This window comes from Streptomyces bungoensis (assembly GCF_001514215.1).
In the GTDB taxonomy this organism is placed as follows: Bacteria; Actinomycetota; Actinomycetes; order Streptomycetales; family Streptomycetaceae; genus Streptomyces; species Streptomyces bungoensis.
On the sequence record NZ_KQ948851.1, the window covers coordinates 455,226 to 469,466 of the forward strand.

Genomic DNA, 14,241 nt, shown 5'->3' on the forward strand with positions numbered 1-14,241 from the left:
CCTATTGATCTACCGCACCGGGCTCCAAAACGAGCGGGTTGGGCAGGGCCGTCCACTGGTCGCCGGGGGTGTCCGGGGACAGCCTCATCAGCGTCAACGCCTTGGCGGGCACCGGGCCTTCGCACAGGGCCGCGAGGTCCGGGGTGCGGGGCAGATCCGGCAGCGCGGCCCGCATCGCCGCGCCCAGGGCCGGCCCCGAGCCCGCCGTGGCGGCGAGGGCGCCGGCCACCAGGGAGCCGAACAGCTTGCGGCGCAGGACCCCCGGGTCGTCCGTCACCAGCCGGCCGGTCAGGGCGGGCACGGCGACGCCGTGCCGGGCCAGCCGGGCGGGACTGACCCGCACGTCGGCGAGGTCGCGGTAGACGAGGCGGCGCGGGCTGCCGTCGGCGGCGAGCACCACCAGCAGGTTCTGCCCGTGGGCCTCCAGGGCCACGCCCAGGTCCAGCAGGCGCAGCCCGGCCGTGAGCGCCAGCCGGGTGAACGTGGTCAGCCAGTCACCGGAGCCGGGCAGCCCGGTGGCGGGGAGCGCGGCCACCGGCAGGACGCGTTCCCCCGGTCCGGCGTACACCTGAGGCGACTCCCGCAGCAGCGCCGCCAGATCGGGCGAGTGGGCGGTGACCGCGCCCAGCGTGCGGGTGACGTGCAGCAGGCCGTCCGTGCGCTTGGCCAGGTCCACGGCGAGCGACGTCAGCGCCGCCGACATCTCGACGGAGTACGCGGAGATGTCCCGCACCGAGGAGGTCAGCCGGGCGCTCAGCGCCGTCTTCACGTGCGGCCCGCCGGGCAGGGCGAGGGTGCGCAGGGACATCAGCGGGTGCGCCCGGCGCCAGGGGTCGGCGGACCGCTTGAGCACATGGGCCGCCTGCCAGGGGTGCACCGGCACCAGCACCCGCCCCGGCGCGCGCAGTTCCGCCGGCCAGTCACCGCGGACCAGGCACTCCGCGGCCGGCACGGCGACCGTGCCCAGCTCCACCACCGGCCGGTGCTCCGGACCGTACGCCAGCTGGTCGGCGGCCGAGAAACCGGGGCGCGAACGGCAGTTGGGGTGGAACGGGTGCCCGTCGGCCACCCGCTGCTCCCACTCCCAGTCCTTCCCCCAGCCTTCGGCCGGGGGGACCCCCACGGGCCACTCCCGGCGGTGATCAGCGCCGGCCCGGGACAGCGCCAACGAAGCGGCACTGTGCCCGAGTTCCACCGCGAAGCCCGCCGCGTGCGGCACCGCCAGCGCGTTCGTCAGCCGCGCCGGGTCGTCGTGGCGCTCGCGGTCCAGCCGGACGGCGGTCACAGGGGCGCCGGTCGCGTACGGATCCACGTGCGGGCCGTGCAGCGTCCGGCCGTCGGCCAGCCGCAGGGCGACGCCGTACGCCCCCCGGACCCTGCCGGTGATCCACGGCAGCGGTTCGTGGACGAGCGCCCGCCACAGCCGGGTCAGCACCGCCGCGCGGGCGCCCGCCAGCTCCGCGCGGTACCCGGGCAGCAGAGCGGGCCGGACGACGGCCAGCTCCTCGGCGAGCTCGGCCTCGGCGGGGGACAGGTGGGACACGGTGGGCTCCTCGGGTCCGGACGGCACGGGCCGCGGCACGGGCCGGCGTGGCCGGTGACGACGGGTGTGACGGCGGACAAGGCGTCACGACAGACATACTGATCGCGTCCGGTCCCTTTGACGAAGAACGAATGGATCGCGTGGACCCCAAGCCCCCCGCCGACGCCTGCGCAGACCCCGGCACCGATCTCGACACCGACACCGAGACCGACGCCGTCGGACGCCGCGCCGACGCCTACGCGGCCGCCCCGCTGCTCAACTGCCTGCTGCGGGAGGTCGCCGAGCCCCTCCCCGGCCCCGGCGGGCGCGGGGTCCACCGGCTGCCCGGCACCGGCCGCCTGCTGCGCGTGCGCCCCGGCCGGCGGCCCGCCGCACCCGAACTGCTCACCGCCGGCGCCTGGCACCGCCTCGACCACCCCGAACTGGTCAAACTGGTCGCCGAGGAACTGCGCCGGCGCACCGGGCTGCCCGGCGGCGACCTGCCCACCGAGATGACCGACAGCCGCGACGCGGTCGCCGCGCTGCTCACCGCCCGCGCCCGGGCGGCCGCGCCCGCGGACCCGTACCTGCGCTCCGAGCAGTCCCTGATCACCGGCCACCCCCACCACCCGGCCCCCAAGGCGCGCGGCGGCGGCCCGGTCGCGTCCTGGCTGCCGTACGCGCCGGAGGCCCACGCGCACTTCCCGCTGGTGCTGCTGGGCGTCCGCGAGGACCAGGTCGCCGAGGAGGGCGACACCCGCGCCCTGGACGCCCTGGGCAGCGCCCCGCCCGGCTACCGGCTGCTGCCCGCCCACCCCTGGCAGCTCGACCTCGTCGCCCGCGACCTCGCTCCCGCCTTCGCCGACGGCCGGCTGCTGCGGCTCGGCACCACCGCCTTCGACGCCTGGCCGACGGCGGCCGTCCGCACGCTCTACGAACCCCGGCGCGACCTGTTCCTGAAGTTCAGCCTCGACGTCCGCATCACCAACGACATCCGCCGCCTGTGGCGCCACGACCTGCGGCGGCTGCGCCGCACCGACACGGCCGCCGGCCAGGCCTTCGCCGCGCTCGGCCCGCCCGCGGCCTGGCTGAGCGACCGCGGCTACCGCACCGCCGCGTTCGCCTTCGAGGAACTGGCCGTCCTGGTCCGCGACGGGCTGCGCGGCCACCTCCTGCCCGGCGCCACGCCACTGCTCGCGGCCGGGCTCGCCGAGGGTTTCGAGGGCAGCCCGCTGGCCGCCACCGCCGACCCGGACCGGTGGTGGGAGGCGTACCTGCGGCAGGTCGTCCCGCCCGCCCTCACCGCCTTCCACGACCACGGGCTGGTCCTGGAGGCCCACCTGCAGAACACCCTCGTCGCCGTCGACCCGTCCGGCACGCCCGTCCAGGCGCTGTTCCGGGACGCCGAGGGCGCCAAGCTGCTCGCGGACGTCCCCCGCGCCGCCGGCTGGGAGCGGCTGGTGTACTGCCTGGTCGTCAACCACCTCTCCGAGATCGCCGCCGCCCTCGCCGAGCACCACCCCGGCCTCGATCCCTGGCCCGCGGCCCGCCGCGAGCTGGCCCGCCACCGGCTCCCCGAGATCCCCGCCCTGCTCGCCTCGCCCACCCTGCCGGGCAAGACGAACCTCCTGCTGCGCTGGACCGGGGCGGACGGCGCCGCCGCCCGGTATGTGCCCTTGCGGAACCCGCTGTCCGGGTCGGCCTGATCTCGCCGCTAAACCGTTTAGTGGTAGCTGGCAGGAGGCACCGTCGATCACGGCTTCGTGCGCGAACAGCCGATATACCGGTCAAGTCGGCGGGCGATGACCACCGTCTCGAAATTTTCGAAGCCGCGGGGCTCCCTTACCCCGCGGCAGCGCGCTACGGTGTCGGGCGGCAGCTCGTGGGAGCGGTCCCACGCCCGCCTCGCGCACCTTTCCCGTCCGGTCGCTCACCTTCCCCCGAGGAGGTCGATCCCCCATGCAGCGCGTCCCCTTACCCCACCCCCACCCTCGCCGCCGCCGCCGGCGCACCGCCACCGTCCTGGCCGCCCTGTGCTGCGTCGTACCGGCGGCCCTGACCGCCACGGCGCCGAGCGCGGCGAGCGCCGACTCCGCGGAAGTCGTCGGCAACGCCACGCACTTCGACGGCCTCGGCACGCCCTACGGCGGCTGCGGCCTGCCGCAGGGCGAGCTGGACAGCCAGGACTTCGTGGCGCTCAACGTGTTCGACACCCCCGGTGACTACTCGTCGTCCTATCCGCGCCCCGTACCGGACACGCGGGCGTCGATCAAAGGCGCCTTCGACAACGGCCTGAACTGCGGCCGCTGGGTGAAGGTCACCATCGGCGACTACTGCACCGGCACCAACGACGGCGCTCCGAACGAGCCGTTCTGCCGCAACGGCTCATGGGTGGCCGACCGCTACAGCGGCGCGACCCTGACCATGCTCGTCGCGGACAGCTGCGCCGATCCCAACGCGTGGTGCCGGGACGACCCCCACCACCTCGACCTGGCGACGGGTTCGCTCAACCGCTTCCGGCTCGGCGGCGGCGAAGTGGGAACCATGTACCCGGACCACTGGAACAACCGCCGCGTCTCGTGGAGCTTCGTCCCGGCTCCCGGCTACAGCGGCGACATCCGCATCGGCTTCCTCAAGGGCGCCCAGCCGTACTGGCCCGCCATCGCCGTCTCCCACCTGCCCGCCGGCATCCACGGCGTGCAGTACCTGGCGAACGGCACGTGGAAAGACGCCACGATGAACAGCGACATGGGGCAGTCGTACATCGTCGGCGCGACTTCCACCGCCGGCAGCACGTTCACCGTACGCGTCCGCGACTCCTCGGACGCCTGGCTGGGCGGCGGCCGCACGTACACCTTCGCGCTGCCGTCGGGCTGCGCGGGGGGCTGTCCCGCGGACTACACGCCCGTCTCCTACACCACCTCCGACGGCTCCGGCGGCACTCCGACGCCGTCCCCCACTCCCACCCCCACCCCCACTCCGAGCCCGTCCGGCGGCCCCTCCTGCACGGCGCGGTGGACGGTGAGCAACGCGTGGAACGGCGGCTACCAGGCCGATGTCACGGTCACCAACACCGGGCCGGCTCCCGTCACCGGCTGGTCGGTCCACTACACCCTGCCGGACGGGGTGTCCGTGTCGAACCTGTGGAACGCGGCGGTGGACTCCTCCCGGCCCGCCACGACCGTCCGCAACGTCGCCTACAACGGCTCCCTGGCCCCCGGCGCGTCGACCGGCTGGGGAATGACGCTCAACGGCGACGACCGGAACGTCGGCGCCCTCTCCTGCACCGCTTCCTGACGAGGAGTGAGTACGTGGACAACACAAGAATCCCCCGCGGTTCCTGGCGGTCTCGCGGCGTGTGCGTGATGGCCTCCCTGGCCGGTCTCGCCGCCGCGTGCCTGCCGTTCGCGGCGCATGCGACCGCCACGGAGGCGGCCGCGTGCGCCGTGACGTTCACCGACGCCAACGACTGGGGCAGCGGGTTCACGGCGCGGGTGACCTTGACGGACACGGGTACGACAACGTTGTCCAACTGGACGCTGGCCTACACGAACTCGGGTGACCAGAAGCTCGTCGACGGCTGGAACGGAACGTGGAGCCAGACGGGCACCAAGGTGACCGTGACCGCCCCGGGTTACCAGACCAGCATCGCTCCCGGAGCCTCGTACACGATCGGCGCGAACTTCGCCTACTCCGGCGTCAACTCCGCGCCGACCGGCTTCACCGTCAACGGCATCGCCTGCGACGGCGGGAACTCCCCGTCACCGACCCCCACCCCGACCCCGACTCCCACGCCGACCCCCACCCCCAGCCCCACACCGACCCCGACCCCGACGCCGACCGACCGGCCGGGCCGGGTCACCCGGGACGGTACGCACCTGCGGCTGGACGGCCAGAACTTCCGGTTCAGCGGCGCCAACATCTACTGGCTCGGACTGGACGAGAACGTGGGCGGCATCGCCTACCCGACCCGATTCCGGGTCGACGACGCCCTGGAGACCGCCAAGGCGATGGGCGTGACCGTGATCCGCTCCCACACGCTCGGCATCTCCACCGGAACCGCCGCCAGCCTCGAACCGTCGCTGGACCACTTCAACGACGCGGCGTTCGACAGCATCGACTACGCCGTCGCCCGTGCCGGACAGCTGGGATTCCACCTGGTGGTGCCCCTGACCGACAACTGGCACTGGTACCACGGCGGCCGGCACGACTTCACGGACTGGCTCGGCCTGCCGGAGGACGGCTTCTACACCGACGGCCGCGCCGTCTCCGCGTTCGAGAGGTACATCGACCACCTGCTCGACCACGTCAACCCGTACACGGGGCTCGCGTACAAGGACGATCCCACGGTGCTGGCCTTCGAACTCGGCAACGAGCTGACCGGCATGAACGCCGGCTGGGTGCAGACCATCGCGTCCCACCTCAAGAAGATCTCCCCGGACCACCTGGTCGCGGCCCCCTGGGACTCGGCCGACTACTCGGCCTCCGACGTGGACGTCGTGGACGCCCACTACTACCCTCCGTCGGCCTCCGCCGTCACCCGGGACGCGGCGGACATCACCGGCCACGGCAAGGTCTATCTGGCGGGCGAGTACGGCTGGACCTCCGCCGACTCCTCGCTCTACGACACCTTCGCCTCGGACCAGGACGTCACCGGGGCGCTGTTCTGGTCACTCTTCCCCCACGCCGACGACCACGGCTACGTCCAGCACAACGACGGGTTCACCCTGCACTTCCCCGGTGACGACGCCGCCATGAGGCAGGCCGCCGAGTCGATCAGGGCGCTCGACCACCGGATGTCCGGCCGGGCGGAGCCGCCGGTACCCGCTCCGGGCCGCCCCGCCGTCACGTCGGCCAGGCGCTCGTCCGGGCAGGTGATCCTCGCGTGGCGAGGAGCCACCACCGCGGGCTCCTACTCGGTACTGCGCTCCACGGCCGGCGCCGACGGCCCCTGGCAGACGGTGTGTGACCGCTGCGCCACGGACAACACCACGCCCTGGACGGACACCTCCGCACCCTCCGGCACCGTCTGGTACGCCGTCGTCCCGTACACGGCGGACGGCACCGCGGGTTCCCGCTCCGACACGGCGCGGGTCGGCTGACCGCCCGGAGCCTCCCGCGGGCCCGTCCGGCCGCGCCCGACCGGCCGGACGGGCCGGCCCCCGCCCGCGGGCGACTCCAACGCTGTCACGCACGGTCACTATGCTCACCTCATGCGCACCACGCTGAGAGAGGTCACCGCGACCCGCTACGTCGAGCCCCTGCGCTCCGGCGGCTCCGTCCCCGGTGTCGTCGAGGCCGACGACCTCGGCATGTACGTCGTGAAGTTCACCGGCTCGGCGCAGGGACACAAGGCGCTGGTGGCCGAGGTGATCGTCGGGGAGCTGGCCCGGGCGCTCGGGCTGCGCTTCCCCGAGTTGGTCCTCGTGCACTTCGACCCGGCCATCGCCGCCGACGAGCCCCATCAGGAGGTCCGGGAGCTGCACGGCGCCAGCGCGGGCGTGAACCTCGGCATGGACTACCTGCCGGGCGCCGCCGACTTCACCCCGTCGATCGCGCAGGCCTTCCCCGTGGACCCCCTGGAGGCGGGCCGGATCGTCTGGCTCGACGCGCTGACCGTCAACGTGGACCGTACGGTGCACAGCTCCAACCTGATGGTCTGGCCGACGTCCGGCACCGTGCCGCCGCGCCTGTGGCTCATCGACCACGGCGCAGCCCTCGTCTTCCACCACCGCTGGGACACCACGGCGCCGGGGAAGAAGTACGACTTCCGCCACCACGCCCTCGGGCACTACGCGCCCGACGTCCGGGCCGCCGACGCCGAGCTGGCTCCCCGGGTGACCGAGGAGCTGCTGCGGGAGGTCGTCGCCCGCGTGCCGGACGCCTGGCTGGCCGAGGACGCCGGTTTCGCCACTGCGGACGACGTCCGCGACGCCTACGTCGACCACCTCCTCGCCCGCGTCCGGCTCTCGGCCGCGTGGCTGCCCACCGGCTTCCCGAGCCGCGAGGAGCTCGCCGCCGAGGACGCCGCCCGCGCGGCGAAGTCCCAGCAGGGCCGCCCCGACTGGCTCAAGCGGGTCCCCGACCTGCACGGCAGGCCGGCGGCGGAGCAGGACTGGTCGGCGCACCTGGGGTGAGGGGAGCCGCCCGGCCGCGGCGACGGCCGGAGCGGTCCGGGCAAGCCCCGCGGACCGCTCCGGCCGTCGCCGGGAAGCGCCTCAGCCCCTGAGCCGCTCGTACGCCGGCAGGGTCAGGAAGTCGGCGTAGTCCTCGTCCAGGGACACCTGCAGCAGCAGGTCGTGGGCCTCCTGCCAGTGCCCGGCCGCGAAGGCCTCCTCGCCGATCTCCTCGCGGATGGCGTCGAGTTCCCGGGCGGCGACCGTGCGGGCCAGCTCCGGCGTGGCCTTCTCGCCGTTCTCGAACTCGACGCCGGCGTTGATCCACTGCCAGATCTGGGAGCGGGAGATCTCCGCGGTGGCCGCGTCCTCCATCAGGTTGAAGATGGCGACCGCGCCGAGTCCGCGCAGCCAGGCCTCGATGTACCGGATGCCGACCTGCACCGCGTTGACGAGACCGGCGTACGTCGGCTTCGCGTCGAGGGAGTCGACGGCGATCAGGTCGGCCGCCTCGACGTGGACGTCCTCGCGCAGCCGGTCCTTCTGGTTCGGCTTGTCGCCCAGCACCCTGTCGAAGGACTCCATGGCGATCGGCACCAGGTCGGGGTGCGCGACCCAGGAGCCGTCGAAGCCGTCGTTCGCCTCACGGTCCTTGTCGGCGCGGACCTTCTCGAAGGCGACCCTGTTGACCTCCGCGTCGCGGCGGGACGGGATGAACGCCGCCATGCCGCCGATGGCGTGCGCGCCGCGCTTGTGGCAGGTGCGGACGAGGAGTTCGGTGTACGCCCGCATGAACGGGGCCGTCATCGTCACGGCGTTGCGGTCCGGCAGGACGAACTTCGGCCCGCCGTCACGGAAGTTCTTCACGAGGGAGAACAGGTAGTCCCAGCGGCCGGCGTTCAGCCCGGAGGCGTGGTCGCGCAGCTCGTAGAGGATCTCCTCCATCTCGTAGGCCGCCGTGATCGTCTCGATCAGGACGGTGGCGCGGATCGTGCCCTGCGGGATGCCGACGTGGTCCTGCGCGAAGACGAACACGTCGTTCCACAGGCGCGCCTCGAGGTGCGACTCGGTCTTGGGCAGGTAGAAGTACGGGCCCTTGCCGAGGTCGAGGAGCCGCTGGGCGTTGTGGAAGAAGTACAGGCCGAAGTCGACCAGGGCACCGGGCACGGGCGTGCCGTCGGCGTCCACGAGGTGGCGCTCGTTCAGGTGCCAGCCGCGCGGGCGCATGACGACCGTCGCCAGCTCCCCGGCCGGGCGCAGGGCGTACGACTTGCCGGTGCGCTCGTCGGCGAAGTCGATGTTCCGGGTGTAGGCGTCGGTCAGGTTGAGCTGGCCCAGGACCACGTTCTCCCAGGTGGGCGCGGAGGCGTCCTCGAAGTCGGCGAGCCAGACCTTCGCGCCCGAGTTGAGGGCGTTGACGGTCATCTTGCGGTCGGTGGGGCCGGTGATCTCGACGCGTCGGTCGTTCAGCGCGGCCGGGGCCGGGGCGACCCGCCAGGAGTCGTCGGCGCGGACGGCGGCCGTCTCCGGCAGGAAGTCGAGGGTGCAGGTGCGGGCGATCTCGGCGCGGCGCTCGGCACGGCGGGCGAGGAGTTCGTCACGGCGCGGGGTGAACCGCCGGTGCAGCTCCGCCACGAAGGCGAGCGCCGCTTCGGTGAGGACCTCCTCCTGCCGGGGCAGGGGCTCGGCGTCGACGATGGCCAGCGGGGACGGCGCTGGTGCGGACATGAGCTGTCACTTCCTTCAGCGGTGGCACCGGGTGCCAAGAGGCACGAACAGGGGCGATCAGCGCCGGCTGTGCGGACGGGCGCTTCTGATCAGTGGATAGTAGTTTCCTCATCGTGGAACTTCAATGATTTGTTGATGTCGAGATTCTCCGGGTCGAGGCATGATGGCGCTCGGTGCCAGGCCGTTCACTCAAGGTGCTCCAGGTCGGCCTCTGTGTCGATGTCGTACGGCTCGGCCACGTCCGCGCACTCCACCAGCCTCAGCGCCGCCGCGTGGCCGTTCAGGTAGGCCCGTGCCCCGCGGTCGCCCGTGGCGGTCGCGGCGATGCCGGGCCAGTGGGCGGCGCCGAACAGGACCGGGTGCCCGCGCACCCCGGCGTAGGCGGCCGCGGCGAGCGAGGTCTCGTCCTCGTACGCGCCGAGCACCCGGGCCACCGCCTCGGGCCCGATGCCGGGCTGGTCGACCAGGCTCACGAGGGCCGCGCGTGCGCCCGTACCGGCGAGCGATCCGAGCCCCGCGCGCAGCGAGGAGCCCATGCCCGCCGCCCAGTCGGGGCTGTCCACCAGGACGCAGCCGCCCAGTTCGGCCCGCTCGCGGACCTCGTCGGCGGCGGCGCCCAGCACCACGTGGATCCGGCCGCATCCGGCCGCCCGCAGCACCCCGGCCGCGTGCTCCACCAGCGGCCGCCCCCGGTGCGTGAGCAGCGCCTTGGGCCGCCCGCCGAGCCGTCTGCCGCCGCCGGCGGCGAGCAGCAGCCCGGCGATCTCCCCGTACCGGTCCCGGTTGTCCGTCATGCCTCCTGCATACCTGAACCCGGCCGGGACGAGCGGCTCCCTTGGGCTGAATTTCGGTGCGCGCTGTGGCGCTCCCGCACGGCGTGGCGTTTACTGACCCGCGCACGACGCCGTGGCAGGGGGAGGGCTGTGTTGCGGAGTTTGGGGCAGATGCCGGTGACCGGCAGCGACGAGGACCCGAGGGTGGCGGGACTGCGGACCGCGGTGTCCCGCCTGCGCCGCGAACTCGCCGCGTTACCCGCCGACTTCCCCGACCGGGGCATAGCCGAGGACGAACTGGCCGCGCTCGCCGCGATGGCCTCCGGCGGCAGCCCCGAGACCCCTCGCCTGCGCGGCTCCCTGCTCCTGATAGCGGGCGCGATCGGCTCCGTGAGCGCGCTGAAGCGGGCGTTGTCGGAGGTCAGGCAGGCGGTCGAGCTGTTCGGCGAACCGGGGCTCTAGCCGGCCTCAGGCGCCGGAGCCCGCCAGCGCCTGGGACAGTTCGAGGGCCACCTGCTGCAGCGTCGGGACGATCTTCTCCGTGGCCCCCTCGGTGACCCGCCCCGCGGGCCCGGAGATGGAGATGGCCGCCGCGGTCGGCGAGTCCGGCACGGACACCGCCAGGCACCGCACCCCGATCTCCTGCTCGTTGTCGTCGACGGCGTACCCGAGCCGGCGGACCTCCTCCAGCGCGGCCAGGAACCCCTCCGGCGTGGTGATGGTCCTGTCGGTCGCCGCCGGCATGCCCGTGCGGCCGAGCAGCGCGCGCACCTCGTCGTCGGGCACGCCCGCGAGCAGCGCCTTGCCGACGCCGGTGGAGTGCGGCAGGACCCGCCGGCCCACCTCGGTGAACATCCGCATCGAGTGCTTGGAGGGCACCTGCGCCACGTACACGATCTCGTCGCCGTCGAGCAGCGCCATGTTCGCCGTCTCGCCGGTCTCCTCGACCAGTCGCGCGAGATACGGCCGGGCCCAGGTGCCGAGCAGCCGGGAGGCCGACTCGCCGAGCCGGATCAGGCGGGGGCCCAGCGCGTACCGGCGGTTGGGCTGCTGCCGTACGTAGCCGCAGGCGACCAGCGTGCGCATCAGCCGGTGGATGGTGGGCAGCGGCAGCCCGCTGGTCGCGGACAGCTCGCTCAGGCCGACCTCGCCCCCCGCGTCCGCCATCCGCTCGAGCAGGTCGAAGGCGCGCTCCAGGGACTGGACCCCGCCGCCGGCGGAGGACTTCGCGGAGTCGGTGGTGCTGGCGCTGGACGTCGGCACGGCGCGTTCCTTTCGGGGCAGGCGGGAAGGGCAGCAGCCTACCCGGCGGTCCGTTGACTCCCTGATCGTACGTAGATACGTTCTACTTGCTGGAATTCTAATTCCGCTTTGTGGAAACGTCCAGAGTGTCCGCGTGCGGACGTCCCCGAAAAGTGTGCCTCTTGACGGTCGAGGGTTGGGAGTGAAGACTCCTTCAACAGATCGTTGAAATCCGTTCCGTGGGGATACGTCCCGTTCCGGGAGATGCCGGCGAAAGAGAGGGGCCCGGGTGTCCGACGCCGAACTGGTGCTGCGCTCGACGCGCGTGATCACTCCGGAGGGGACGCGGGCCGCCACGGTCGCCGTGTCCGCCGGAAGGATCACGGCCGTACTGCCGTACGACGCCGAGGTGCCGCCCGCGGCCCGGCTGGAGGACGTCGGCGACCACGTCCTGCTGCCCGGCCTGGTCGACACCCACGTGCACGTCAACGACCCGGGCCGCACCGAGTGGGAGGGCTTCTGGACGGCCACGCGCGCGGCGGCGGCCGGCGGCATCACCACGCTCGTCGACATGCCGCTCAACTCCCTGCCGCCGACCACGACCGTGGCGAACCTCCGGGCGAAGCAGCGGGTCGCCGCCGACAAGGCGCACGTCGACGTCGGCTTCTGGGGCGGCGCCCTGCCCGGCAACGTCGGGGACCTGCGCCCGCTGCACGACGCCGGGGTCTTCGGCTTCAAGGCCTTCCTGTCCCCGTCCGGAGTCGACGAGTTCCCGCACCTCGACCGGGCGCAGCTCGCCCGCTCCCTGGCCGAGATCGCCGGCTTCGACGGCCTGCTGATCGTGCACGCCGAGGACCCGCACCGGCTGGCCGCCGCCCCCCAGCGGGGCGGCCCCAGGTACGCCGACTTCCTCGCCTCCCGGCCGCGCGCCGCCGAGGACACGGCCATCGCCCACCTCGTCGCCGAGGCGCGGCGCCTGAACGCGCGCGTGCACGTGCTGCACCTGTCCTCCAGCGACGCGCTGCCGCTGATCGCCGCCGCGCGCGCGGAGGGCGTCCGCGTCACCGTCGAGACCTGCCCGCACTACCTCACCCTCACCGCCGAGGAAGTCCCCGACGGCGCGAGCGAGTTCAAGTGCTGCCCGCCCATCCGCGAGGCAGCCAACCAGGACCTGCTCTGGCAGGCCCTCGCCGACGGCACCGTCGACTGCGTCGTCACCGACCACTCGCCGTCCACGGCCGACCTGAAGACGGACGACTTCGCCACCGCCTGGGGCGGCATCTCCGGCCTCCAGCTCAGCCTGCCGGCGGTGTGGACCGAGGCCCGCAGGCGCGGGCACGGCCTGGAGGACGTCGTGCGCTGGATGTCCACCCGGACGGCGGCCCTGGCGGGCCTGGCGCACAAGGGTGCCATCGAGGCCGGCCGCGACGCCGACTTCGCCGTCCTCGCGCCCGACGAGACCTTCACCGTCGACCCGGCCGGCCTCCAGCACCGCAACCGGGTCACCGCGTACGCCGGCAGGACCCTGTACGGCGTCGTCAAGGCCACCTGGCTGCGCGGCGAGCGCATCGTCGCCGACGGCGCCTTCACCGAACCGAAGGGCACGCTGCTGGAGCGTCCCCGCCCGGCAGCCACCACCGACCGCGAAAGGAACCTCTGATCACCGTGACGGCTCAAGCCCGAGCAACGGCCGGCTTCACCGGAGACGCGAACCCCTACGGAGGCGGCGACCCGTACGCGGACTACCGCACCGCCGACTTCCCGTTCACCCAGCACGCCAACCTCGCCGACCGGCAGCTGGGCGCCGCCGTCATCGCCGCGAACGACGAGTTCTTCGCCCAGCGGGAGAACCTGCTGCTGCCCGGGCGCGCCGAGTTCGACCCCGGGCACTTCGGCCACAAGGGCAAGATCATGGACGGCTGGGAGACCCGCCGCCGGCGCGGCGCCTCGGCCGCGCACCCCTGGCCGGCGGACGAGGACCACGACTGGGCGCTCGTCCGGCTCGGCGCCCCCGGCGTGATCCGCGGGATCGTGGTCGACACCGCCCACTTCCGCGGCAACTACCCGCAGGCCGTGTCGGTCGAGGGCACGTCGGTGCCCGGTTCGCCCTCGCCGGAGGAACTCCTTTCCGGCGACGTCACGTGGACGACCCTCGTCCCGCGCACCCCGGTCGGCGGCCACGCGGCCAACGGCTTCGAGGTCCGCGCCGAGCAGCGCTTCACGCACCTGCGCCTCAACCAGCACCCCGACGGCGGCATCGCCCGGCTGCGCGTGCACGGCGAGGTCGTGCCCGACCCGCGGTGGCTGGCGGCCCTGGGCACCTTCGACGTGGCCGCCCTGGAGAACGGCGGCCGGGTGGAGGACGCCTCCGACCTCTTCTACTCCCCGGCCGCCAACACCATCCAGCCGGGCCGCTCCCGCAAGATGGACGACGGCTGGGAGACCCGCCGCCGCCGCGACCGGGGCAACGACTGGATCCGCTACCGGCTCGCGGAACAGGCCGAGATCCGCGCCCTGGAGATCGACACCGCCTGCCTGTTGGGCAACAGCGCGGGCTGGGCGTCGGTGTCCGTACGGGACGGCGAGGACGGCGACTGGGTGGAGGTCCTCGCCCGCACCCGGCTCCAGCCCGACAGCGACCACCGCTTCGTCCTCCCGCGGCCGGCCGTCGGCACCCACGCGCGCCTGGACATCTACCCCGACGGCGGCATCTCCCGCCTGCGGCTCTTCGGCACCCTGACGACCGACGGCGCCGCCCGCCTCGCCTCCCGCCACCAGGAGCTGGGCGGCTGATCCCGGCGGCCGGTCCGCCCCGCGGCGGGGCGCACCGGCTCCCCCGATCGGCCCTGCGGCGGGAACC

The 14,241-nt window shown here is 73.6% G+C and carries 11 protein-coding genes; 7 read left to right on the plus strand and 4 right to left on the minus strand.

The window, feature by feature from the left end; all coding sequences use genetic code 11:
- Window position 1: 1 nt before the first annotated feature.
- Window positions 2-1,543, minus strand: coding sequence for an IucA/IucC family protein (locus AQJ66_RS01780; RefSeq protein WP_107118828.1), 1,542 nt, complete (start codon window positions 1,541-1,543; stop codon window positions 2-4).
- 131 nt (window positions 1,544-1,674) lie between these two features.
- On the opposite strand from AQJ66_RS01780, the gene AQJ66_RS01785 reads away from it, so the two are divergent.
- The 4 genes from AQJ66_RS01785 (at window position 1,675) to AQJ66_RS01800 (ending at window position 7,659) form a co-directional block, all read left to right on the plus strand.
- A complete protein-coding gene (locus AQJ66_RS01785; RefSeq protein ID WP_061915323.1) occupies window positions 1,675-3,228 on the plus strand; it encodes an IucA/IucC family protein in 1,554 nt (517 codons plus the stop codon).
- Window positions 3,229-3,481: 253 nt separating this feature from the next.
- On the plus strand, window positions 3,482-4,819 hold the full coding sequence (locus AQJ66_RS01790) for a cellulose binding domain-containing protein (RefSeq protein WP_061915326.1): 1,338 nt from the start codon (window positions 3,482-3,484) through the stop codon (window positions 4,817-4,819).
- Between the two features lie 14 nt (window positions 4,820-4,833).
- Window positions 4,834-6,624, plus strand: coding sequence for a cellulose binding domain-containing protein (locus AQJ66_RS01795; RefSeq protein ID WP_159052519.1), 1,791 nt, complete (start codon window positions 4,834-4,836; stop codon window positions 6,622-6,624).
- 111 nt (window positions 6,625-6,735) lie between these two features.
- Window positions 6,736-7,659 (plus strand): HipA family kinase, encoded by a 924-nt coding sequence (locus AQJ66_RS01800; protein WP_061915333.1) that lies wholly within the window; start codon window positions 6,736-6,738, stop codon window positions 7,657-7,659.
- An 81-nt stretch (window positions 7,660-7,740) separates the two neighbouring features.
- On the opposite strand, the gene aceB is transcribed toward AQJ66_RS01800, so the two are convergent.
- Window positions 7,741-9,366, minus strand: coding sequence for a malate synthase A (aceB, locus tag AQJ66_RS01805; RefSeq protein ID WP_061915336.1), 1,626 nt, complete (start codon window positions 9,364-9,366; stop codon window positions 7,741-7,743).
- 185 nt (window positions 9,367-9,551) lie between these two features.
- The gene (locus tag AQJ66_RS01810; protein ID WP_061915341.1) at window positions 9,552-10,160 is read right to left on the minus strand and encodes a nucleotidyltransferase family protein; all 609 of its coding nucleotides are present in this window, start codon (window positions 10,158-10,160) and stop codon (window positions 9,552-9,554) included.
- Between the two features lie 156 nt (window positions 10,161-10,316).
- Here AQJ66_RS01810 and AQJ66_RS01815 point away from each other — a divergent pair, with 156 nt between their 5' ends.
- A complete protein-coding gene (locus AQJ66_RS01815) occupies window positions 10,317-10,601 on the plus strand; it encodes a DUF5955 family protein (protein WP_061916624.1) in 285 nt (94 codons plus the stop codon).
- 6 nt (window positions 10,602-10,607) lie between these two features.
- On the opposite strand, the gene AQJ66_RS01820 is transcribed toward AQJ66_RS01815, so the two are convergent.
- Entirely contained in the window at window positions 10,608-11,402 is a 795-nt protein-coding gene (locus tag AQJ66_RS01820; protein WP_061915344.1) for an IclR family transcriptional regulator, read from the minus strand.
- A gap of 268 nt (window positions 11,403-11,670) precedes the next feature.
- On the opposite strand from AQJ66_RS01820, the gene allB reads away from it, so the two are divergent.
- A complete protein-coding gene (gene allB / locus AQJ66_RS01825; RefSeq protein WP_061915346.1) occupies window positions 11,671-13,041 on the plus strand; it encodes an allantoinase AllB in 1,371 nt (456 codons plus the stop codon).
- Window positions 13,038-14,174, plus strand: coding sequence for an allantoicase (gene alc, locus AQJ66_RS01830; RefSeq protein ID WP_425264260.1), 1,137 nt, complete (start codon window positions 13,038-13,040; stop codon window positions 14,172-14,174). The genes allB and alc overlap by 4 nt, the downstream gene beginning before the upstream one ends.
- The last annotated feature ends 67 nt before the right edge of the window (window positions 14,175-14,241 follow it).

What these genes read in the sequence shown, in the direction of transcription:
- AQJ66_RS01785 (WP_061915323.1), top strand. Translation starts at nt 1,675, where the DNA reads ATGGATCGCGTGGACCCCAAGCCCCCCGCCGACGCCTGCGCAGACCCC.
- AQJ66_RS01790 (WP_061915326.1), top strand. Translation starts at nt 3,482, where the DNA reads ATGCAGCGCGTCCCCTTACCCCACCCCCACCCTCGCCGCCGCCGCCGG.
- AQJ66_RS01800 (WP_061915333.1), top strand. Translation starts at nt 6,736, where the DNA reads ATGCGCACCACGCTGAGAGAGGTCACCGCGACCCGCTACGTCGAGCCC.
- aceB (WP_061915336.1), bottom strand. Translation starts at nt 9,366, where the DNA reads ATGTCCGCACCAGCGCCGTCCCCGCTGGCCATCGTCGACGCCGAGCCC.
- AQJ66_RS01810 (WP_061915341.1), bottom strand. Translation starts at nt 10,160, where the DNA reads ATGACGGACAACCGGGACCGGTACGGGGAGATCGCCGGGCTGCTGCTC.